Origin of the sequence: Acinetobacter sp. 1130196 (assembly GCF_000588095.1) — a bacterium.
GTDB classification, from domain to species: domain Bacteria; phylum Pseudomonadota; class Gammaproteobacteria; order Pseudomonadales; family Moraxellaceae; genus Acinetobacter; species Acinetobacter nosocomialis.
Map to the genome: position 1 here is coordinate 24473 of NZ_JFWX01000034.1, position 20775 is coordinate 45247.

Annotated in this window: 24 protein-coding genes and 1 other RNA gene; 10 read left to right on the forward strand and 15 right to left on the reverse strand. The window is 38.8% G+C overall.

Features of this window, described 5'->3' with window-relative positions:
• The first annotated feature begins 81 nt into the window (after positions 1-81).
• Positions 82-1725, forward strand: a complete 1644-nt coding sequence (locus tag J671_RS19155; protein WP_004888161.1) for a hypothetical protein — start codon at positions 82-84, stop codon at positions 1723-1725.
• On the forward strand, positions 1725-2468 hold the full coding sequence (nudC, locus tag J671_RS19160) for an NAD(+) diphosphatase (RefSeq protein ID WP_004709985.1): 744 nt from the start codon (positions 1725-1727) through the stop codon (positions 2466-2468). The genes J671_RS19155 and nudC overlap by 1 nt, the downstream gene beginning before the upstream one ends.
• A gap of 24 nt (positions 2469-2492) precedes the next feature.
• On the opposite strand, the gene J671_RS19165 is transcribed toward nudC, so the two are convergent.
• The 3 genes from J671_RS19165 to J671_RS19175 all read right to left on the reverse strand — a co-directional run bounded on the left by J671_RS19165 (position 2493) and on the right by J671_RS19175 (position 4550).
• The gene (locus tag J671_RS19165) at positions 2493-3356 is read right to left on the reverse strand and encodes an alpha/beta hydrolase (RefSeq protein WP_004888162.1); all 864 of its coding nucleotides are present in this window, start codon (positions 3354-3356) and stop codon (positions 2493-2495) included.
• A 3-nt stretch (positions 3357-3359) separates the two neighbouring features.
• Complete coding sequence (locus J671_RS19170) at positions 3360-4070, reverse strand: BON domain-containing protein (protein ID WP_004709989.1); 711 nt, start codon at positions 4068-4070, stop codon at positions 3360-3362.
• Between the two features lie 78 nt (positions 4071-4148).
• Positions 4149-4550 carry a YraN family protein gene (locus J671_RS19175; RefSeq protein WP_000959396.1) on the reverse strand — a complete coding sequence of 134 codons (402 nt, stop codon included), beginning with the start codon at positions 4548-4550 and terminating at the stop codon, positions 4149-4151.
• Between the two features lie 193 nt (positions 4551-4743).
• Between J671_RS19175 and rsmI the strand changes: the two genes are divergently transcribed.
• Positions 4744-5580, forward strand: a complete 837-nt coding sequence (gene rsmI, locus J671_RS19180) for a 16S rRNA (cytidine(1402)-2'-O)-methyltransferase (protein WP_001275992.1) — start codon at positions 4744-4746, stop codon at positions 5578-5580.
• Positions 5581-5672: 92 nt separating this feature from the next.
• The gene (locus J671_RS19185; protein ID WP_004888165.1) at positions 5673-6059 is read left to right on the forward strand and encodes a hypothetical protein; all 387 of its coding nucleotides are present in this window, start codon (positions 5673-5675) and stop codon (positions 6057-6059) included.
• Between the two features lie 2 nt (positions 6060-6061).
• Here the strand turns inward: J671_RS19185 and J671_RS19190 are convergent, their stop codons facing one another.
• Positions 6062-6952, reverse strand: a complete 891-nt coding sequence (locus J671_RS19190; protein WP_004888167.1) for a LysR family transcriptional regulator ArgP — start codon at positions 6950-6952, stop codon at positions 6062-6064.
• Positions 6953-7058: 106 nt separating this feature from the next.
• Here J671_RS19190 and J671_RS19195 point away from each other — a divergent pair, with 106 nt between their 5' ends.
• Positions 7059-7661, forward strand: coding sequence for a LysE/ArgO family amino acid transporter (locus J671_RS19195; RefSeq protein WP_004709994.1), 603 nt, complete (start codon positions 7059-7061; stop codon positions 7659-7661).
• A 60-nt stretch (positions 7662-7721) separates the two neighbouring features.
• Here the strand turns inward: J671_RS19195 and J671_RS19200 are convergent, their stop codons facing one another.
• Positions 7722-8363, reverse strand: a complete 642-nt coding sequence (locus J671_RS19200; RefSeq protein WP_004888170.1) for a cation transporter — start codon at positions 8361-8363, stop codon at positions 7722-7724.
• Between the two features lie 65 nt (positions 8364-8428).
• Between J671_RS19200 and J671_RS19205 the strand changes: the two genes are divergently transcribed.
• Positions 8429-8830, forward strand: coding sequence for a MerR family transcriptional regulator (locus J671_RS19205; protein WP_004888171.1), 402 nt, complete (start codon positions 8429-8431; stop codon positions 8828-8830).
• Between the two features lie 52 nt (positions 8831-8882).
• Here J671_RS19205 and J671_RS19210 read toward each other — a convergent pair whose 3' ends face one another.
• From J671_RS19210 to J671_RS19230, 5 genes are all read right to left on the reverse strand, one after another.
• Complete coding sequence (locus tag J671_RS19210; RefSeq protein ID WP_002049530.1) at positions 8883-9134, reverse strand: hypothetical protein; 252 nt, start codon at positions 9132-9134, stop codon at positions 8883-8885.
• 209 nt (positions 9135-9343) lie between these two features.
• A complete protein-coding gene (locus tag J671_RS19215; protein WP_004888173.1) occupies positions 9344-10576 on the reverse strand; it encodes an FAD-dependent monooxygenase in 1233 nt (410 codons plus the stop codon).
• A complete protein-coding gene (locus tag J671_RS19220) occupies positions 10573-11781 on the reverse strand; it encodes an FAD-dependent monooxygenase (RefSeq protein ID WP_004888175.1) in 1209 nt (402 codons plus the stop codon). The genes J671_RS19215 and J671_RS19220 overlap by 4 nt, the downstream gene beginning before the upstream one ends.
• Before the next feature lie 31 nt (positions 11782-11812).
• Positions 11813-13135: a Xaa-Pro aminopeptidase gene (gene pepP, locus J671_RS19225; RefSeq protein WP_004888177.1), complete on the reverse strand. Its 1323-nt coding sequence runs from the start codon at positions 13133-13135 to the stop codon at positions 11813-11815.
• 67 nt (positions 13136-13202) lie between these two features.
• Positions 13203-13835: a UPF0149 family protein gene (locus J671_RS19230; protein ID WP_002049531.1), complete on the reverse strand. Its 633-nt coding sequence runs from the start codon at positions 13833-13835 to the stop codon at positions 13203-13205.
• A 64-nt stretch (positions 13836-13899) separates the two neighbouring features.
• Here J671_RS19230 and J671_RS19235 point away from each other — a divergent pair, with 64 nt between their 5' ends.
• From J671_RS19235 to ssrS, 3 genes are all read left to right on the forward strand, one after another.
• Positions 13900-14460, forward strand: a complete 561-nt coding sequence (locus tag J671_RS19235; protein ID WP_004710008.1) for a hypothetical protein — start codon at positions 13900-13902, stop codon at positions 14458-14460.
• Positions 14457-14741 (forward strand): cell division protein ZapA, encoded by a 285-nt coding sequence (locus J671_RS19240; RefSeq protein ID WP_002049540.1) that lies wholly within the window; start codon positions 14457-14459, stop codon positions 14739-14741. The genes J671_RS19235 and J671_RS19240 overlap by 4 nt, the downstream gene beginning before the upstream one ends.
• A gap of 191 nt (positions 14742-14932) precedes the next feature.
• A non-coding RNA gene (gene ssrS, locus J671_RS24850) (6S RNA) lies at positions 14933-15117 on the forward strand.
• A 110-nt stretch (positions 15118-15227) separates the two neighbouring features.
• On the opposite strand, the gene J671_RS19245 is transcribed toward ssrS, so the two are convergent.
• From J671_RS19245 to J671_RS19250, 3 genes are all read right to left on the reverse strand, one after another.
• Positions 15228-15548 (reverse strand): hypothetical protein, encoded by a 321-nt coding sequence (locus J671_RS19245; RefSeq protein WP_004710010.1) that lies wholly within the window; start codon positions 15546-15548, stop codon positions 15228-15230.
• A 32-nt stretch (positions 15549-15580) separates the two neighbouring features.
• On the reverse strand, positions 15581-15694 hold the full coding sequence (locus tag J671_RS26185; protein WP_099143572.1) for a hypothetical protein: 114 nt from the start codon (positions 15692-15694) through the stop codon (positions 15581-15583).
• Positions 15695-15801: 107 nt separating this feature from the next.
• Positions 15802-16143 carry a hypothetical protein gene (locus J671_RS19250; protein ID WP_004710011.1) on the reverse strand — a complete coding sequence of 114 codons (342 nt, stop codon included), beginning with the start codon at positions 16141-16143 and terminating at the stop codon, positions 15802-15804.
• 233 nt (positions 16144-16376) lie between these two features.
• On the opposite strand from J671_RS19250, the gene J671_RS0104875 reads away from it, so the two are divergent.
• Positions 16377-16961, forward strand: coding sequence for a 5-formyltetrahydrofolate cyclo-ligase (locus J671_RS0104875; RefSeq protein ID WP_002049562.1), 585 nt, complete (start codon positions 16377-16379; stop codon positions 16959-16961).
• A gap of 98 nt (positions 16962-17059) precedes the next feature.
• On the opposite strand, the gene tpgA is transcribed toward J671_RS0104875, so the two are convergent.
• Both tpgA and J671_RS19260 read right to left on the reverse strand, forming a co-directional pair.
• A complete protein-coding gene (tpgA, locus tag J671_RS19255) occupies positions 17060-17842 on the reverse strand; it encodes a trimeric autotransporter adhesin/peptidogylcan-associated protein TpgA (protein ID WP_004888180.1) in 783 nt (260 codons plus the stop codon).
• A 57-nt stretch (positions 17843-17899) separates the two neighbouring features.
• Positions 17900-20775 (reverse strand): YadA-like family protein (locus J671_RS19260; protein WP_031983116.1); only part of this gene is annotated, 2876 nt, incomplete at its 5' end.

The window sequence follows — 20775 nt, forward strand, 5'->3', positions numbered from 1 at the left end:
ATTAGTCATATAGATTTTTAGCTCAAAATATTGAGCCATGACGAATATAACAATTGATTTTTTTTGCAAAGGGGAATTTTTATGTCTGAGCATAATTCGATCCAATTTGATCCAACAGCGTTACTTATTATCAAGAATGAAATTGATAACTCAATAAAACTGGTGGAAGGTGCTGTAAGTACATTAATTGAAGAGCAGGCTCTCCCTTTTGGTATTGATGATGCATTAGAACAATTTAAACAATGCACTCAAGTATTACGCCTCATTGATATCCCCTATTTAGCAAAAATCACTCAATATTCAACCGAGTTGATGCAAAAAATTATGGCTAAGCCCGAACACATCAACACCGATGAGGTTGTTGCTCTAAGTGAAGGCACGACTATGGTGAAACGCTATATTGAGTTTATTTGTTTACGTGAAGTTGAAGTCCCTCAGTTTCTTTTGGACACTCTAAACAATTTAGAAAAAGCCTTAAACAAGCCATTAACTTCATCTGGCCAGCAGATTGCTTCAAACCTTACAACAACTTCACTTGAGTTACCGTTACCCGAAGTGCTCATCAATGAAAAAACTCAATTTATCCATCAACTTTATAAATTATCTTTGCATCAGTTTTTAAATAAAACTGAAAGTGCTCGAGACTTTCAGGCATTCAAACTTGTTGGTAGCTATTTAATCAGTATGGCTCATGGTCAACCAAGCCAACAATATTGGCAATTAGTGAACTCCACCTTTAATCATATTGATGAACTTGTTTTAAATGATGCTCGCTTACGTGTATTGATTAATCTTGAAAATGCTATAGGCCTATTTTTAGCATCGCCAGAAAGCTTTGAAGCAAAATTAACTGCATTAGCAGATATCATCAGTATTGTAATTGGACAAGAAGATCACCTCGCAAAGCAAATTCGTGGGCAACTAAACATTGGTCATGAGTTTCTCACCGACACTCAACTTAAAGCACTGAGCCAACATTTGTATGGACCAGACTTTGATACCATGCAAACGGTCAGTCAATTAATCTTAAGCGAAATGAATAAAGTTCGTAATGATATTGAATATAACTACCAAAACATGTCGCCAGAAAAGGCTCAGCAACTTCAAAGCAGCCTTATGCAACTTGCTCATACTTTTAAATTACTTAACTTAAATGAAGCTGCTTCAGAGCTTTCCCAACAAGCCAGCAGTTTAAGTCAAATCAATATATTGAGTAATGAAAACTATGCTCAGCAGCTCATGAAGAGCATTTTATCTGCTATGAACGCTATTGGTATTTTAGTACGCAATTATTCATCCAACCGTCTACAAATTCGTGTGAACAACACTAATATTTCTTTAGATCGCTTAGATGAAGCACATGAAATGTTATTAAATGAGACAAAAAATTTAATCGATTTTGTATGCCAAAGTTTGACCTTATATGCCAACGATCAAACTCAAAATATTGAAGCGATTGCAGGCTCATTAAAAGAATTGGCTGGCGCGGCTGAATTTTTAGGAAGTACGGTTCAACAAAATGCTCTGCTTGAAACTGCTAAATTTGTACAGCAGCAAATCGAACAGAACCAACCTTTTAGTCACGACCAGATTCACTGTATTTTTAACGTATTAGCTGGACTAGATATGTTAGTTGACAATTTAAAAAATAAACAGCCTGTTCTACAATCCATGTTTGATGTAGCATTGCTAAGTAGTCAACAACTTCAAAAAAAGGCAGCTTAATGTCTGAATTATCACTTGCTTATATTTTTCATCACCAACAATTATTGGTTGACCAAAACTTCCAATTACCCAAAGTCGAAAAGTTAGCAAGTGATCTGCTTTTCACTCATGACGAACAGGTCATTGCACGTGACCTGCTGAGTGAAGAAGCTATACCGGAAGGTCTGCAACTCGTTCCAATTCGTCAACTTATTTCCAACTGGTCAAAAGAGCAATTTTTACAGGCAAGTCGTGCTGTACAGTTGCTCGAATGGCGACGTAATCACAAATTTTGTAGCCACTGTGGACACGCTACCGAAGTCCACTCAACCGAATATGCAATGGTATGCCCTGCTTGCGGTTATCATCAGTACCCTCGCGTAAACCCATGTATCATTACTATCATTACTAAAGGTGATGATGAAATCTTATTAGCAAAATCAATTCACAATAAAACCAACATGTATGGTTTGATTGCAGGTTTTGTCGAAGTTGGCGAAACTCTTGAAGAAGCTGTTCAACGCGAAGCTTTAGAAGAAGTGGGGCTTAAACTCAAAAATATCCAATATATGTCAAGTCAACCTTGGCCGTTTCCAAGTAATCTTATGATTGCGTTTAGAGCTGAATATGAGTCAGGTGAAATTTCTTTGCAGGAAGATGAAATTGCCGATGCGCAGTTCTTTAAATTTGATCAGCTTCCTGAAATTCCATTTAAAGGCAGTATTGCACACGCAATGATTACGCAGATTACTCAAGCAAAGTAATCTGCGCGCTCTCAAACAGATGTTTTAGAATACTTCATCAAGAAAGTGCAAAATGGTTCGTTTTGTTCTGAAGTAGTGACTTACAAAACTCGATAGACTGGCCAAAATCGTTATATGGCCAGTTTTAGGGATAATAGCAATATGACTATGATTTCCCTTCTCTCTAAGGGCTTGATCCATATCCAAAGTATTATGCTGCTTTACGAGCTGATCATTTTCAGCCATGAGTAGATAATGCTTAATATTATTTTGTTTTACAAGATAATAAGGCATCACCTCTTTATAAGAAACACCTTGATCAAAAGCATCTTCAGCAAGCGGATCACCCTTATAATCAAAATGATACGGACCAGCTAATCCGACTATTGCCTTAATTTTCCCTAAACATTCAATCTTAGGTGAGTCAGGGTGATAAACAGCCGACATTACATTAAATGCACCTGCCGAATGTCCCATAAGCACAATATTCTCAGTCGAGATTTCGTGTTTTTCCTGATTTTGATGCAAATAATTTAACGCTTGCGTTAAGTCATCTACATAACTTGGAAAAATATTTTTTGGCGCAAGTTGATAGTTAATGACAGCAACGTCATAACCTTCTTTTGTAAATGCTTCGCCAATAAATAAATAGTCTCGTTTATTACCATGTTGCCAAGCACCACCGTGTACAAAAACAATGAGTGGTCGATGAGCTAAGCGTTTAGTAGAACGATAAATATCTAGACGATGGCGAGGCTTTAAGCCATAACGCACATTTAAAACCTGCTCAAAACCATCTTTTGGTGTAAAACGGTTTAAAGCAAAGCTCCCCAAATCATACAGGCGGAACTCTTTATAAAGAGTTCTCGCCTGCTCAATTTTACTTTGTAATTGTTCAATCAGGTTCATATTTTATTGTGCAGTAGATGATGCTGGATCTGTTTGGTCCGGATCAATTGCAACAGGAGTTTGAACTGTTGGTTGAGCAAGAACATTATTAATTACCGGCGTAGTTGTTGTGTTGCCAGTCGATGCTGCCGGAGCAGGCGCTAAATCAATGTTATCAATAAGCGTTACAATCTTAGTCACGTTACCGACATTTTGCAGCACATTGTTTAAGTCATTAATTTCAGCTGTGTTTAAACGACCCATTACATATAAAACACCATCCTCGGTATGGACAAGTACTTTACTGTCCGATACAACTGGCGCTTTCATTAATAAAGCACGTGTATTTGCGGTTACCCCAGCATCTTGCATGATCGTGTTATAGCTTACTTTGTTACCCACTGTAATATAGTTATGTACAGCTTTCACATCACTCATGGCTTTAACGTTATCTTCTGCCAACTGTTTCAAGTATGGATCTGGCACCTGACCAGTTAACAATACTGTGCTATGGAAGCTTTCGATGTTAATACGAGATTGTTTAAAACGCTGATCAAGCTTATAGAGGTTAATATTCGCTGTACGCTTAATTGAAGAATCAATAAATACTTGGCCTAAGCTACGTACACCACTATCTGTTCCAACTGGAGCTGTACCTGTTCCACCAGAAATAAAACTTGCGCAACCTGACAAACTTGCGACACAAAGCGCTGTTACAGCAATACGTTTCAACACTCCACCAGACTCCTATCAATCTCTTCTTGGCTTGATCATAAACATCGGTTTTAATTTGCTCAAAAGAGTAATGAACTCTTAATCCAAAGTAAATGCATTTTCGATCCATTGCAGATCATAATGGAATTTCGAAAAGTCTTGCTGTACTGTTTTTGCAATTTTCTGTGGAAAATCAAAACAAATCACATCAAAACGACAATAAAAATCCTGATAAGATGGGTAGCGCTGTAAAAACCTCATCGCCGTCTTAATTATTTTTTTCTGTTTACTTAAAGTCACCATTTCACAAGCTTGACCATAATTTCCCTGCCCTCGCGCTTTTACCTCAACAAAAATCAATTCGTTACCGCGTTTTACAATCAGATCGACCTCTCCACGGCGTGAATGATAATTACTAGCGACCCATTCATAATTTTGTTCTTTTAAAAGTTTTAGTGCTGTTTGTTCAGCCCATTGGCCCAACTGCTGTGCAACTAACATGATTTTTTTGTTTCCCCCTTTTTTAAATGTAAATGCTCTTAATACCGATTCTGCGTTTTTATATTTTGAATTGAGTAAATCAAAAGCAAATGTTTTGAAAAATAAAAAGCCTACTGACATTGTTCACGCCAAAAACAGAATTTCGGGTACACTAACCGATTAAAATTGTTTATCTGTACGGAGTAAAAACCAAATGAGTGCTCAGTTATTTGTTGTAGCCACCCCAATCGGGCACTTAGATGATATGACTTTCCGTGCAATTGATATCTTAAAATCAGTTTCTGTTGTGGCTGCCGAAGATACACGCCAGTCAGCTCAATTATTCAAACACTATAATATATCTACCCCACTTACCGCATGCCACGACCATAATGAAAGTAATAAAATTGAGCAGTTAGTTCAAAAGCTACTTGCTGGTGAAAATATTGCTTTGATTAGTGATGCAGGCACACCACTTATTAGTGACCCAGGTTTCAAACTGGTTCGAGCTGCTCAAGAAAATGGCATTAGAGTTGTGCCTGTACCGGGTGCATGTGCTGCAATTGCTGCGTTAAGTGCTGTGGGCTTACCAAGTGACCGTTTTAGTTTTGAAGGCTTTTTGCCATCAAAAGCTTCTCAACGTATTTCGCAACTCGAAAAGCTTAAAAATGAAACTCAGACCTTAATTTTCTATGAAGCACCACACCGTATTTTAGAATGCGTCAAAAATATGGCTGAAGTATTTGGTGAAAACCGCCCTGTGGGTTTCGCACGTGAAATTACCAAAACTTTTGAAACGATCAAAAAAATGACCTTAAAAGATCTGGTCAGTTTTATTGAAAATGACCATAACCAAGAAAAAGGTGAAATTGTTCTTGTAGTTGGCGGTGCACCAGAAAAAACAGATCTGGAACAAGAAAAACTAGATGAACTTTTAAAGCGCTTACTTCAAGACTTATCAGTTAAAGCGGCATCTCAACTGGCTGCCGATTTAACGGGTATTAAGAAAAAAGTCGCTTATCAACGTGCGCTTGAGTTAACACAATCTTAATTTATTAACTAAACGGTGATGACCAACGCCTATGTCATCACCGTGCATGAATTTTGCATAACAATATTAAAGATAAAAACAAGAGTAGTGATATGACTGAGTCACTTGGAAAGCTTGGCCCACATGAAGGGCAAGAACTAGAATTATTACTTTCAGGCAAAAAACCTATCGCTTATTTTTATGAGTTATTACCTATTGAATTTATAAAACATCTTGAGCAAGGGTCTTTATCTATGATCAGTAAAGACATTGAAACTTCTCTGCCTTTCCCCTTTTCAATTATGCTGATCTATAAAGATGCTTCTTTAGCAGATTTGAATGAACTCATGTTATGTATTGAAAATTCATTAAAAGCAACTCAACTTGAAGAGCGCCTAGAACTCGACCGTAGAATCGGACAACTTTTAGGTTACTCAGTACAAGATATAGAATTTTATGTTCAACACATCTCAAATCGTCATTTAAGAACTAAGATCTAAAATTATCTCAATATCTCTTTTGCTGACTGAACAATCGTTTCAGTCAGTACATCGAGTTGCTTCGACTGTCTTTTCCAGTGATGCCAATATAAAGGAACATCAAGTTGAGCCTCAGGCATAATATCAATAAGTGTTCCATTTTCGAGTAATGGTTGAACCTGAAGCTCGGGCACCATGCCATAACCTAAACCTAGTTGAATTGCTTTAACGAAAGCATCTGTTGCCGGAATAAAACTATAAGGATAACTCTGCATTGGTAAACCGTATCCTTTTAATAAAACCTCTGAATGCATTAAATCTTTATGGTTAAAAATAACCGCCGGTGTTTTTCTTAAAACTTCTCGGTTAATTCCACCACTAAACCACCGATTTACAAACTCGGCCGATGCCAGCATTTTATAGCGCATTTTACCAAGAGGCTGAGCTAAGCAACCCGCCATCACTTGCTCTTCTGCTGTAATACATGCATTGACCTGCCCTGTTTCTAGCAAAGTATGTGTGTGTGATTGATCATCAATTTTTAGCTCTAACACTATTTTTTCTTTAAAAAGTGTTTGCTGAATACTGGGTAAAAGCCAAGTTGCTAATGAGTCTGCATTTGAAGCCAACGCAATTTTATAAAATTCCGATTCGGATGATTTTCCCATTAAGCCCTGTAATAGATTTTGCTCCATTAATCTTGTATGCCTTAAATGTTGTAGCAAGGTTTGCCCTGCTTGTGTAAGCACACATGGACGGCCACGTATTATTAAAATCTGCCCTAAATATTTTTCTAGTGCTTGTACACGTAGTGATACAGCAGATGGAGTGATACATAAATGTTCTCCTGCTGCATCGAAACTTCCGACTTCTGCAACCGCAAGAAAAGCTTCACACTGCTTACTATCCAACATATAAAACCTAAATTATTTTTAGCCAAACCTAAATATTCTTAATTTTACTTATTTCTTTATAAAAAGACAGATAATTCCCGCATCTGATTTTTTCTACTTAATGGTTATGCTTTCTCTGAGTGTATTTTTTAAAGGTTTAGGTATTGGTAGCGGCCTAATTGTAGCGATTGGTGCTCAAAATGCTTTTGTTCTAAAACAAGGGCTCAAACAGCAATATGTATTTTGGTTATGTTTAATCTGCGCACTGTCCGATTCGATTTTAATTGCTTGCGGTGTATTAGGTTTTGCCGAAATTATGACAGCTTCACCTATCTTAATTACAGTCGCGAAATATTTAGGAGCAACGTTTTTATTTGTCTATGGTGCAAAAGCCTTCTATGCCGCGTTTAAAACGAATCAAGGCATGGAACTTGATAGCAGCCAAAAGCAGACTTTAACCCAAGCACTTGTGACTTGTCTGGCATTTACTTGGCTCAATCCACATGTTTATTTAGATACTATTGTGCTGATTGGTTCGGTTGCAACACAGCTAGAAGATAAAATTAGTTTTGCTTTAGGCAGCATACTTGCTTCTTGGATTTTCTTTTTCAGTTTGGGTTATGGTGCAAGATTCCTAAAACCATTATTTATCAATCCCAAAGCTTGGAAAATTTTAGATTTTATTATTGGTTGCGTTATGTGGAGTATTGCAATATCAATTCTCATCTAATGCATTCAAAAACAAAAAGTACCATGCTTAAATGGTACTTTTTTGTTTATACGATCAAAATTAAGCTTCTGAGCTCAACATTATCTTTGATTGTTTTCTTTCTTGTAATGACTGCTTAATCACAGCATAACCCGAAGAAACACCTAAATATGCGATCACAAAGGCTACTAATAAATCCGGAAATACAGTGCCTGTTCCAAATACGCCAACCGCCGCTAAAATTACAGCAATATTGGCAATAGAGTCATTTCGACTGCATAACCAGACAGAGCGCATATTCGCATCGCCATCGCGGAATGCATAAAGCATTAAAGCAACTGAAACGTTAGCAATTAAAGCAATTACCCCAATTGCCCCCATAACCATCGGTTCAGGTGAAACACCATGAAAAAATGACCATACCACTTTTGCAATGACGAAGAAACCAAAAGCGGCCATCGTAATACCCTTAATAAGAGCTGCGGTTGCGCGCCAATAAAGGCTCATCGAGAGTACAACTAAAGACAAAGCATAATTTGCTGCATCTCCTGCAAAATCTAATGCATCTGCCCATAATGAAACAGATTGAGCTTTGTAGCCACCTACAATTTCAACTACAAACATGAGTGCATTAATCACAAGTGCAATCCATAGCGCTTTTTTAAAGCGTGGGCTGACTTTCTTTGTAGGTGAACATGTTGAAGCACATCCACATCCGGCCATTTTATTTCCTCAAGAACTCTTTTATAGTCATTAAAAACCCTTGAGTAGCTCCAGAGTCAAGTCTTATGAGTCTTTCTATTGGCCAATTATCAAAAAAAGCAGATGTTCCAATCGACACTATTCGTTATTACGAAAAAGTAGGTGTACTCGACCGTATTCAACGCTCAGAAAATAATTATCGTGTTTACACAGATCAAACACTTGCGGACCTATTATTTATTAAACATTGCCGCGAATTAGATATTTCTCTTAGTGATATTAAAACGTTAAAAGAAATGAAAGCTCAGCCAAAGCAGGCATGTACGGAAATTGATAATTTGGTGAATAAATATTTGATTGAAGTATCGGAAAAAATTGAACGACTTTTGCTTTTAAAAGAAACACTCATCGATTTAAAACAACATTGCTCGACCGACCGTACAGTAGACGAATGCGGCATTTTAAAAGAGCTGCAAAACAACCTTTAACTCAACCTAAAAGCCAATAAAAAAGCATCACTCATGTGATGCTTTTTTATTATTAAAGGTCGCTATGTTCATCTGGCGGAACTTCAGTAATTCTCCCACCACGAGCTAAAAATGCAGCAACTTCATCTTCCAATGCTTGGCGCTGTTTTTGTTTCGCAGTTACGGTAAGCGTTTCTGCTTCAGCAAGATCAGCATCAGTTAAGTTGCCTGCTTCTTCGTCAGCCGCGCCACTCTCAGCCGCTTTGGCTTCATCTTCATCTACAGCAGAATCTTCTGCATCTTCATAATCATTGATATCTGTCATATTTACACTCCCCACAATGATTTGTATTGCATCATCGCTATGGTCTTTGAGACCTCAGAAATTTAGCAATCTCTTTGCATTTAGCAAAGAGCCAAATTGGTCAAATCCGTATCTTTTCTGACCGATTTGGTAATGATATATAAATGATTGTTTAAAAAATATCTACTGATATTTATTTAGACCAGTAGAGCATAAACTTCGTAATTATTTTAACGACTATACTGGGTGTTTTGTAAAGCCCCTAAACCATTTGCTTGTTGCATAAAACGCTCTTTTAAGAGTGAAATTTGTTCAACCTGCTTGAGTCCGGCATTTCTGGCCCAAATCAATGGAAATAGCTCAGAACTTTCCAACCAACCGATAGCCGACATACTATGCATCATCGCATCGTTTTGTCCTTTACGGCGGTGTTCATAACGCATTAAGGTTTGTTCATGCGCCCATACGCCACGGCCTAAATCATGCAATAGTGCATCACAGAGTACCGCTGCATCTAAACAACCAATATTCACCCCTTGTCCAGCAAGTGGATGAATCACATGAGCTGCATCACCGATTAGGGCTAGGCCAGCTTTAACGTATTGTTTTGCAGCGCGCGCTTTCAATGGAAATTGTGCTCTTGAACGAACATCTAACACTTCACCCAACATATGTTGGCTTTCTCGAGTTAAAAGCTGCATAAACTCGCTATCACTTAAAGCCGAATATTCATCTGCATAATCATCTGGCAGTGTCCAGACAATAGACTGCCAATAGCCGTTTTCACTTTCTTCAAGACTTGCCATCGGCAAATATGCCAAAGGGCCTCTAGGTAAAAAGATTTGACGAGCAACATAGTGATGAGGCTTAGAAGTCTTAATTGCACAACTAATCGCTGCTTGCTTGTAATCTAGTACGTCTAGATCAATAAAGGCTTGTTCACGTACAAATGAATTGGCGCCATCTGCGCCAATAAGCAGTTTAGTTTTAAGTGTTGTGCCATCTGCCAATTGAATATGCCAACACCCAACACCTTGCTCAATACGTGTCACGCGGACTTGAGTACGATAATCTGTTAGCTGCTCAAGCATTTTTTGTTGAATAGCAACATTCAATACACTTGGCTCAACCATAGAGCCCAAAGCTTGCTCTGGCATTGGTCTTTGTACAGACTCATGGCAAAAATTAATTTCACCATAGCCATTTAGGTTCCACACTTGCATGCCGGTATAAGGCATTTGGCGTGCCAGATCATCCCAAACATTCACTGTTTTAAGTAAATGAATCGTCGCTTGGCTGAGCGCTAAAACACGCGGATTCATCACGCTCAATGTCTTTTCAACATCAAGTACAGGGGCAGCATCAAGCACGGTAGCCTGTACTCCACCTTGTGCAAGTAATAAAGCAGTTAAGCCACCAACCAGTCCACCACCAACAATGACGACATCTAACACTTCACTCATGCTTTTAACCCCATTGCATAGTTCGCTACCAATGGCTTAACACCCGGAATGACATCAAATGCAATTAATCCCGTATTACGGATTAATTTTAATAATGGGTTTTGGTTACTAAAGCCCCGAACGACCGCATCGCAGAACTTAATCACGCGCTGTTGGTCAGATAAACGGGCTTGTTCATAGGCAAGTAAATTATCTGGATTACCAATATCATCAGATGTACTTAACTGATTTACTAAATAACGAAGCAATACATCTGCATCACGCAGACATAAATTAAAACCTTGCCCTGCAACCGGATGGATTGTATGCGCTGCATTACCCATTAAAATAACGCGTCCAACAGCTTGTTTATGCGCAAGTACTTGTGAAAGCGGATAGCTAAAGCGTTTGCCTGTTTTTTCAAATTTACCCGCTCTGTCACCATAAGTTTTTTGCAAGGCATCTAAAAAGTGTTGGTCATTTTCTTCGCCCAACCACTCATATTCAGTGCCCTTTTTAACAGGCCATACCACTGAGCGACGATATTCACCTGGTAACGGCAATAAAGCTAAAGGTCCTAATGCACTAAAACGTTCAAACCCTACCTGTTCATGCGGTTTTGAAGTCTGAACAGTCGTAACGATCGCAACCTGATCATAGTCGTGGACATCAACACCCACACCAATTGCTTGACGACAGAAAGAATCACGACCATCTGCTGCAATTAATAATTTTGACTCAAGCTTTAAAAGTTCATCACCACGCTGAGCTTCAATATGTACCTGTTCAGCGTCTTGAGTTAAAGCGGTTACTTGTACGCCATCAATCAGTTCAATCAAAGGTTGTTGGCGTACTTGCGTTAACAAAACTCGACCAAGCCACGCATTCTCAATGACTTGTCCAAAGCTTTCGACTTTTTCTTGTTCTGCAACTAAACGTGCTTTACCAAAACTGCCTTGCTCAGTAATGTGAACTTGCAAAATTGGAGTGGCATGCTGTTGTAATGCATCCCATAACCCTAGCTTCTGATAGATCTGTACGCTACGACGCGATAAAGCCGTATTACGTGCATCAAAACTGGAATGATAAGGGGCAACATTTTGATCATCATAGTTTGGGTATTTCACAGCTTCTAATAGCTTTACCGCGATATTAGCCTTCGCCAGCATGAGGGAAAGGCTTAAACCCACCATACCCCCACCTACAATAATCACTTGTTGTTGCATCGAGTTTTGCTCCTTTGGCGAATACGTTTAATTATGCTTTAGCTTGCGCCATTAAATGTTCAATATCTGCAATATCTTTAACCACGTCGGCCGTTAATACTCGTGGGCCTTTTGAAGTTGCGACTACATCATCTTCAATACGAATACCAATACCACGCCATTTTTTATCTACTGTTTCATCGTCGGGCGCAATATATAAACCTGGCTCAACAGTAACAACCATGCCCTCTTCATATTGGCGCCAGTCGTCATCTTTCTTATAAGAACCGACATCATGTACATCCATACCTAACCAATGGCCTGTACCATGCATATAAAATTGACGATATGCCTCGGTTTCAATCAGTTCACTCACATCACCTTTGAGCAAACCTAAATCAACTAAGCCTTCCGTTAAAATTTTGACCGCAACCTCATGAGGCTCACGGTACGAATTACCAATACGTACTGCATCAATCGCCGCATATTGAGAGGCCAATACCACCTCATACAATGCTTTTTGTTCGGGACTAAATTTTCCATTTACAGGAAAGGTACGGGTAATGTCCGATGCATAGAACTCATATTCACAAGCAGCATCAATTAAAACTAAATCACCATCTTTGAGTGGTTGGTTATTTTCAACATAGTGCAAAATACAGGCATTAGCCCCACCACCAACAATACTGTTATATGAAGGCACACAGCCGTTTTGCCCAAATATATAATTGAGTTCGGCTTCTAGTGCATATTCCATCATGCCAGGGCGAACAGTTTGCATCGCACGGGTATGTGCTTTAGCACTAATTTTTGAGGCAATTTGCATCAACTCAATTTCTTGCGGTGATTTAATTAACCGCATTTCATCAATAATGCGATCAAGTTGAACTAACTGGGCTGGAGCGGCTTCATGACGATGCTCGGCATTCGCTTTTTTGATCCATTGGCTTACTCTGGCATCAAATGCAGCATTGTGTCCGATTCGATAATAAAGACGCTCTTTATTTAATAATTTTTCAATAATTTCTTCATCAAGCAGATCAATTGCATAAGCTTCATCTGCTTCGTACTCTTCAATTGCGCCGTCAATTCCCGCACGATATCCATTCCAGATTTCCATCTCGCGATTACGTTCACGGCAAAAAAGACTATAGCTATAGTCTGTAACGTCATCAAAGGTTTCAATGACAGCAACTGCCTCAGGCTCTGCAAAACCCGTTAAATAGAAAAAACTACTATCGGCACGGAATTTATAATCCGCATCACGATTACGATACATTTCCTCACGCGTCGCAATAATCGCAATGCTGTTTGGGCCCATTTTTTCTGCTAGACGGTTTCTGCGATGTTGAAAATCAGCTTGAGGCAATTTCATAATGATCTACTTGATTTAGAATTTTAAAGTCAAAAAATTAAACACAGCCAATAACACATCGCCTCAATTAACTTGGGCGATGTGGTGTAAACATTTCTACAATATTTTGATCTAGAGTGCCTACAGTAGAAGTTTTACTTTTTGCATAAAAGTTTTTCAACAATGAACTTTCAGCCACTGTTACTTTCTTTCTACCAATAGATAAGCTCACTGGAATAAGGCGTACAAACTCATACAATTCTTCGTAACTGCTTTCGCCTTCTTCGTCGTTATCAGAGTCTTCAAACTCTACTGCTGCCACATCTTGCAAATGTTCAATTAATTCGCGCTCATCAGCACGAACATGGCCTGATGCCAAACCAAAGCCAAGAACAACACCAGCACACCAGTCTGATAATGCTTGCACACGATCTTGAAGCGTATGTTCATCGTCTGGAAGCATTGGCAAATAATCCAATTCATCTTCCGACAACGCATGTGCTACATCTTCTGTTTCATCGGTTAAAAGCGCTAAAGCTTCTTCATTTAAATCAGGAACATTAAGAGTTGTTAAAATTTGTGTCCATTCTTCACGCGTAGGCGCTTCTGTCACACAAACAATACCTGTTAGTAAACCATGTAACTCACTAGGGCTTGAAATTTCTTCAATTCCTTCAAAATGAGCGTTCCATTCTGTCCAGCCTGAAATATCGTCTTGCATTCGTTTATCCAATCTCTATACTTCGTATATATTACCTTTGATTGCAATTCTGTGCGACCTCGTTATGTTAGAACAATTACAGCGGCTACAAGCGCATATTGGCGTTTTAAAAACACGCTTACATCATCTAGAGAGTGAAAATTCTACTCTCTTGGAAGCTAAAGAACTGGCTGAAACAGAGCACCACGCACAAGTTGTGCAAAAAAATAGCATCATCACTAAAAAACAAGAGGAAATTGAGACACTAACTGAGCAACTCACTCAGCTACAAGGTCAATTTCAACAATTGAATCAAGATGCTAACACACTTGCCGAGCGTTACAGCCGCCTAGAAAAAAGTACGACCGATTTAAAAAATCGTTTTCAAGAAATTTTGGCTGAGCGTAATGAGTTACGCGTTACCAAAGAAAAACTTCAGTCACACCAACGTCAAACTCAACAAGAGTTACACGACTTGCAGCAAGACCGTGACCGTTTGTTACAAAAAAATGAACTTGCCAAAGCAAAGGTTGAAGCAATTATTCAACGTTTAGCAATTTTAGGTACAGCTCAAGATCAACACGCGCAAGAAATTCAGCAACTTGCTCACCCAAATGCTGAAGCTGGTGAGGAGACCCAATCATGAGTGAACAAGTCATGGTAGAGCTTCGTCTGATTGAGCAAACATTTAGACTTGCAACAACATCAGATAAAAAAGATGAGCTTGAACGTGCAGCTGAACTTCTTAATGAGAGATTCAACGATATGCGCCGTAGTGCCCCTCGTGTTGAGCACAATAAGCTTGTTATTATGGTTGCCTTACAGCTTACCCAAGAAGTGTTAAGTTTAAATAAATCTTTGCAAGAATATACACACTGTGAACGCCTATTACAGGCTATTTTGGAAGATGTTGAACAAACTGTTTAATCGACTTGTATCAATAAAAATGCCTTGCTCTATTCATTTATAGTGCAGGGCATTTTTGTATTGACCTATCTTATGTACCACATGATTGTTATATATACTTTTAGTGTACAAAGCTTCATCAAATGAAGCCTAACTTTACAGTTCAATAAACTCAGATGATTGCCAATGGAACCAGATCGGTTATACTTAAGCTATCTCTGGGATGTTCGCCAGCGGGTCTATTCCCCTGCCGATACTTAAACTTATGGATTGCGTTCTGTATATTTAGAGTGTATGCCTACCTTAGAGTAGGAAACCCAGCAAGTATACGTCGCGTCCACCTTGAACTCGTCGGGTTCAGGGTAACGACACATGCAGCGGCATCTTCGGAGCATTAATTTTATTATATAATTATAATTTAAAGACAGACCTGTCAGTCTATTTTTAGTATTTTGCCTTTCTAGCTCATTAGCTAAACTTAAAAGTTAAATATATTTCTGTTGCTACTTATTGCTCATTTCGATGTAAGCATTCTTGATACCACCCTGTCTGAAAATCTTCGATGGCTTTACGTTTAAAGAAGCTTGTTTTGAATACTTTAGCAGCATAAGCTGAGTTGATTAAGTCTTGATAAAGCTGCTTTGCTTTTTCTTCTGTAAGGCCATCAGCAATTTGTTGTAAATCTTGTGCAGGTACTTTTTTTTGCCTTGCTTCCATTACGTTATAAGCGACTTTTTTTACGATATTACAAATATCAGGATCATTTATATTATCGTTAGCATAACAACCTGTGGCAATAAAACTGAGTAATAATATTTTAAATTTCATATCTCTACCTTACATTAATTATTAAATTTCACTTAGTTAAAAAACGATTTCCCTTCGTAATTCTGCATATTTGCTAGCAAGATAGAGGCAAGTGTTAAATAGCTACCGACCGTATTAAAACTCTGCAAAAATTTTAATATTTGCATCTTAAGTCCAGCGAAAAATTTAAATAAGGAGCAGAAAGAAATTTAGCACAACTAAATAATGCCAATCAACTCACAATTATTAATTTTTACGTGATAAACAACAAACTTTAATTATCACATTTTATTCCTAAACTTCCCTTATAGTAATCTGTTGCGCTTTTCAGATCTGATAGTAATTTTTCTTCGGTATAAGGCTTAGGCGAAATTTTTATTAATGCAGGCATGTATTGCTTTTTGTAGAGATCAGGATAATCATGGCACAAAATTTTAACTTTAACTTCTTGCGGTGTCTTTGGACTATCTAATTGATCTAAAAACTCGCCAATTTTTCGATCAGACTCTTCGAATTGAGTCTTGTAATCAACTTGAGGAGCCTCAGATTCTGCCTGTTTCGTGCACGCACTGAGCAAAGCAGCACATAGCATCATCAATAAAATTTTTAACTTCATAGACTTTAAAGTTTCATATTCATCTTTAAATATACTTATCCTGATTAAATGTAAATAAATACTGTAAATACGTAAAAAAACTAAAAAATATTATATAGAGGCTTTTTAGGAACACAGTTATTTTTATTTTCGATTCAACTAGACTGTTTTTATAACGTTTAAAGTTCGGTGAAGCTAAAGAAAAATGGATATAATTTTGCACGAATCATCTCAAGTCTTTGTTAGATTTATCCATGAATGAACTCAGCTTTATTAGAAAAAATTTAAGATCTAAAAGACGTTCTTTAACCCAATTTGAGCAAAAAAAGGCTCAGCTTAATGTTTTACACTACCTAAATTACCTTCCTATTTTTCATTCATCCAAAAAAATTGGTTTATATCTGCACGCTTTCGGTGAAATTCATACTGATCTTCTTATCAAATTCTGTTTTAAAAAGAATAAACAAGTTTATTTACCAATGATTTGCTCGATGAATCAACGTTTAGTGTGGATAAAGATAAATAAAAACCAGTATTTAAGTCGTCGCTTTTCTCACCATCCTTTAGGTATGAAGGAGCCTATGGCAACGCGAGGAAGACATGTGTCACAGCTTGATTTGCTACTTATGCCGCTTTTAGCTTGTGATCACTACGGAACACGTATTGGTATGGGTGGTGGTTATTATGATCGTACATTAGCAAGTGCAAAGCATAAACCTTATCGTTTAGGATTGGCTCATCAATTTCAATTTATTGAACATACCTTAGAACGTCAAAGTTGGGATCAACCATTAGATGGTTTACTCACGCCACAGCACTTTTATAATTTTAAGAGATGATTTTTATATAAAAATTTAAATATATTCTTTTGTTTTTTTAGCCTCTTAAAACGAAAAAGTAACCACCTTATGGATGCTTACTCTTACGTGACAGGCTGTTACCAACTTATATTAACACGTCTGTTTGGTGCTAAACATTGAATAAGTTGTGAATTATGTCCACCCGAACATTGCTGATATAAATCAGTCTGGCTATTCGCATGGATTTGAATACGGTTCGGATCTACACCTTGTTTGACAAGTAGTTTTGCCACCGTATTCGCTCGTTTAGATGATAACTCTTGGTTATAACTAAATTTACCTAATGGATCTGCAAATCCAGAAACAATAATAGGTGCTGTTGATGGGCTTTGCTTAATTTGATCGACAACGTTGTCTATATTGTTTAAACCTTGCTGTATTGCACTAGCATCAGATCGATCAAAAGCAAATAAAACGCTCGCTGTACGTCCATTAACCGCAGTACTACTTGCAGGAGGCTGATTATTTTCGCCCCAAGCCATCAACCCTTCACATGCTTCACCTTTCCAAGATAAACGTTCAGCCAAATATTTTTTATTAAAATCAATGCGTAACTGACAACGTTGGTATTGATTACTATTTGGTACACGTATATCTAGTACATAGTTCCAGACTTTTACTGCAAAAAGTCCTTCACTAAATTGTGGATTGCCTAGTAAAGCTCGAATTTGGTCTTTATTTAGCCCTAAATCCAAGCGCGCAACGTCATCGTACTCATAACGCTTAACTTGCTTAAGATAGCTATCTGATACTTTAGGAAATGTGACATTTTTTTGAGATACTGCTTCTTCTTGTGCATAACTAACCATTGCTAGGCCAGAAAGAACAGCAATAAATAACGCTTTAACTGTATTTTTCATATTTTTACTCTCGAAATGGAGAATGAGGAAGGACTATGCCTTCCTCGCCTAGCGAAATTAGTCAATTACACCACTAATACCGATACGAACACTTGGATCACCTTGAGAAGCTGCAGCTACACCACCAGTCAGTGACCAACGTCCATTATCAGCAGTTTTACGTAAGGTCACACCAACAGCATTTTCACCACCGTGATAAGCAGCACCAACAGCATAGGTATATTTACCAGCTACAAATGGTGCATTTTCTAATGCCATCGCAGCAGCAATACCAGCATTCGCTCTTTTCTCGACATCATCAATACGTTGATTTGTCGCATAGAATGCTTGCTCAAGCTTGTTACTTACATTATCAATTTTGGTATTTAATGTTTGGTCAGCTTGATTCAATGCACCTATCGCATCACCAACATTGTTGTAAGATTTATCACCTACGTTATATGTCGGATTTGAGAAGCTTTGGGTAATATTGTCATAACCTGCTCCACCACCTAAGTAGTTTACAAGTGCCTGATTTGTTGTATTAAGCTGAGAACCATTTACTGCATCTTTTGAAGTCGCTGTAACCGCTCCCGCTTTAACACCAGTCACCGTACGGTCACCTGCTGTTCCTGCAACATTAACCTGGGTGCCGCCAGTATCTTTACCAACAGTAATCGCAGCATCTTTATTAGCTTGCTGAACTAAACCTGATTTACCATTGTTAATATTGCTGATGTCAGTCTGAAGGTTCGAGATATCACCTGTATTTTTGTCGACCTGTTGTTGAACAGTCCATAACTGGCCTCCATTAACAGCATCTTTAGAACCTTCTGCTATAGTACCGTTTGCTACATTTTTAATGGTTGTACCATTAGCACCGCCAGCTAAAGTAATAGAGTCTTTGTTAACTGATCCATCACTATTTTTATCGTACTGCACAGCACTATTAGCAAGAGCACCAACATTATTGTTTATGCTACTTATTGCGCTATCCAGTTGTCCTTTGTTTACCGCATCTGTAGAAGAAACACCTGCGGCTACATTACTTATCGTTTTATTACCAGCACTAATTCCAGAAGTAGTGATACTCGGACCGCCAGCAATGATTAGACCTGTTGTTCCTAACTGAACGTTATCACCAACTTTTACGCCAGTCGTATCGATAACTGTAGTACCAGTCGTGACACTATCAACTTTCAAATTTTTGTTTAGCGCAACTTTAATATTGCCTTCATTGTCCGTTTGACTAGTCTGAGCAACAGTTAAGTTATCATCACCCGTAAAATTCACTTTACCATTTGGTTTGATGTTTTTAGCAGTAGCAGCATCACCATTGGCTGAAATTGTCCAGCCTGCATTCGCTGCTGTACCTGCATCAGTGACTGCTTTATCAAGTGCTGTTAAAGCATCACCAACATTGTTTGCACTTGTACCTGCAACATTATAAGTCGGGTTAGAAATTGAACCATCTGTATTAGCTTTAGCACCACCACCAAAGATACTTGCAGTTGTATTTGTAACCTGTGTTACACGATTATCTACATGATCAAGCTGGCCTTTGTTTACTGCATCGGTAGCATTGGTGCCCGCTGCTACATTAGTGATCGTGTTCCCTGCCGCATCAATACCAGTCTTGGTTACACTTGGGCCACCTGCAATGGTTAAACCATTGCTATCCAGCTTGCTGTCACCTGCTGTTACACTGTCAATATTCAGATCACGGTTTAAGCCATACTGAATCGTATTGCCGGTCTTGGTCACTTTCAGGTTGCTTTCACCTGCAACCGTACCAATATCAACTGTATCTCCAGCTTTTACTGCAGCGGCATTGGCACCATTGCTTTGTAGTGTCCAGCCTTTGTCTAATGCCGTGATCGCATCGCCCACGTTATTCACGTTGTTGCCATTCACAGTATAGGTTGGTGAGCTTACCGCACCTGTTGTACTGTCATAGCTTGGCCCACCACCCAGATTATTGGCGGTGCTGTTACCTAAGGCATCGGTCTTGTTATTGCTTGAGGTGCTTAATGCATCAAGCTGGCCTTTGTTTACTGCATCGGTAGCTGCTGTACCCGCACCGACATTGGTAACTTTCTCGCCATTCGCATCCAGTCCATTCGCTGTCAACTTCCCTGCAAACACAGGTGCATCTGCAAGTTGAATGTCAACGGTATTGCCACTGATGACCGTCTTCACATTCGAGTTCGAGCCAGATGCTGTCAGGCCACCTGTGATATTTAAGGTTTCACCCAATTTACGGTCAACACTGCCGCTGTTACCCGCAAAGGTAATCGGTTTAACCACTTCATTGTTCAGGTTAGTTAAGGCATCACCGACATTGTTGGCATTAACGGTCGTACCATCAGTTTTAGTAGTGACATAGGTTGGTGAACTTACTGCACCTGTAGTGCTGTCATAGCTTGACCCACCACCCAGATTATTGGCGGTGCTGTTGCCCAAGGCATCAGTCTTGTTATTGCTTGAGGTACTTAATGCATCAAGCTGGCCTTTGTTTACTGCATCAGTGGCATTGGTGCCCGCTGCTACGTTACTGATGGTGTTGCCAGCAGCATCAATACCTGTCTTGGTCACACTTGGTCCACCAGTGATGGTTAAACCATTCGTATCCAGCTTACTGTCCCCTGCCGTTACACTATCAATATTCAGATCACGATTTAAGCCATACTGAATCGTATTGCCGGTCTTGCTCACTTTCAGGTTGCTTTCACCTGCAACCGTACCAATATCAACCGTATCTCCAGCTTTTACTGCAGCCGCATTGGTACCATTGCTTTGTAGTGTCCAGCCTTTGTCTAATGCAGTGATCGCATCGCCCACGTTATTCACATTGTTGCCATTTACGGTATAGGTCGGTGAGCTTACCGCACCTGTTGTACTGTCATAGCTTGCCCCACCACCCAGATTGTTGGCCGTGCTGTTACCCAAAGCAT

Bases quoted from the DNA above. Each gene is read 5' to 3' on its own strand.
- J671_RS19185 (WP_004888165.1), top strand. From the start codon at position 5,673: ATGACTGAGTCACTTGGAAAGCTTGGCCCACATGAAGGGCAAGAACTA.
- J671_RS19165 (WP_004888162.1), bottom strand. From the start codon at position 3,356: ATGAACCTGATTGAACAATTACAAAGTAAAATTGAGCAGGCGAGAACT.
- nudC (WP_004709985.1), top strand. From the start codon at position 1,725: ATGTCTGAATTATCACTTGCTTATATTTTTCATCACCAACAATTATTG.
- J671_RS19245 (WP_004710010.1), bottom strand. From the start codon at position 15,548: ATGAAATTTAAAATATTATTACTCAGTTTTATTGCCACAGGTTGTTAT.
- J671_RS0104875 (WP_002049562.1), top strand. From the start codon at position 16,377: ATGAATGAACTCAGCTTTATTAGAAAAAATTTAAGATCTAAAAGACGT.
- J671_RS19155 (WP_004888161.1), top strand. From the start codon at position 82: ATGTCTGAGCATAATTCGATCCAATTTGATCCAACAGCGTTACTTATT.
- J671_RS19250 (WP_004710011.1), bottom strand. From the start codon at position 16,143: ATGAAGTTAAAAATTTTATTGATGATGCTATGTGCTGCTTTGCTCAGT.
- J671_RS19240 (WP_002049540.1), top strand. From the start codon at position 14,457: ATGAGTGAACAAGTCATGGTAGAGCTTCGTCTGATTGAGCAAACATTT.
- J671_RS19190 (WP_004888167.1), bottom strand. From the start codon at position 6,952: ATGTTGGATAGTAAGCAGTGTGAAGCTTTTCTTGCGGTTGCAGAAGTC.
- tpgA (WP_004888180.1), bottom strand. From the start codon at position 17,842: ATGAAAAATACAGTTAAAGCGTTATTTATTGCTGTTCTTTCTGGCCTA.
- J671_RS19205 (WP_004888171.1), top strand. From the start codon at position 8,429: ATGAGTCTTTCTATTGGCCAATTATCAAAAAAAGCAGATGTTCCAATC.
- J671_RS26185 (WP_099143572.1), bottom strand. From the start codon at position 15,694: ATGCAAATATTAAAATTTTTGCAGAGTTTTAATACGGTCGGTAGCTAT.
- J671_RS19195 (WP_004709994.1), top strand. From the start codon at position 7,059: ATGCTTTCTCTGAGTGTATTTTTTAAAGGTTTAGGTATTGGTAGCGGC.
- J671_RS19200 (WP_004888170.1), bottom strand. From the start codon at position 8,363: ATGGCCGGATGTGGATGTGCTTCAACATGTTCACCTACAAAGAAAGTC.
- pepP (WP_004888177.1), bottom strand. From the start codon at position 13,135: ATGAAATTGCCTCAAGCTGATTTTCAACATCGCAGAAACCGTCTAGCA.
- J671_RS19215 (WP_004888173.1), bottom strand. From the start codon at position 10,576: ATGAGTGAAGTGTTAGATGTCGTCATTGTTGGTGGTGGACTGGTTGGT.
- J671_RS19220 (WP_004888175.1), bottom strand. From the start codon at position 11,781: ATGCAACAACAAGTGATTATTGTAGGTGGGGGTATGGTGGGTTTAAGC.
- J671_RS19175 (WP_000959396.1), bottom strand. From the start codon at position 4,550: ATGTTAGTTGCACAGCAGTTGGGCCAATGGGCTGAACAAACAGCACTA.
- rsmI (WP_001275992.1), top strand. From the start codon at position 4,744: ATGAGTGCTCAGTTATTTGTTGTAGCCACCCCAATCGGGCACTTAGAT.
- J671_RS19230 (WP_002049531.1), bottom strand. From the start codon at position 13,835: ATGCAAGACGATATTTCAGGCTGGACAGAATGGAACGCTCATTTTGAA.
- J671_RS19210 (WP_002049530.1), bottom strand. From the start codon at position 9,134: ATGACAGATATCAATGATTATGAAGATGCAGAAGATTCTGCTGTAGAT.
- J671_RS19235 (WP_004710008.1), top strand. From the start codon at position 13,900: ATGTTAGAACAATTACAGCGGCTACAAGCGCATATTGGCGTTTTAAAA.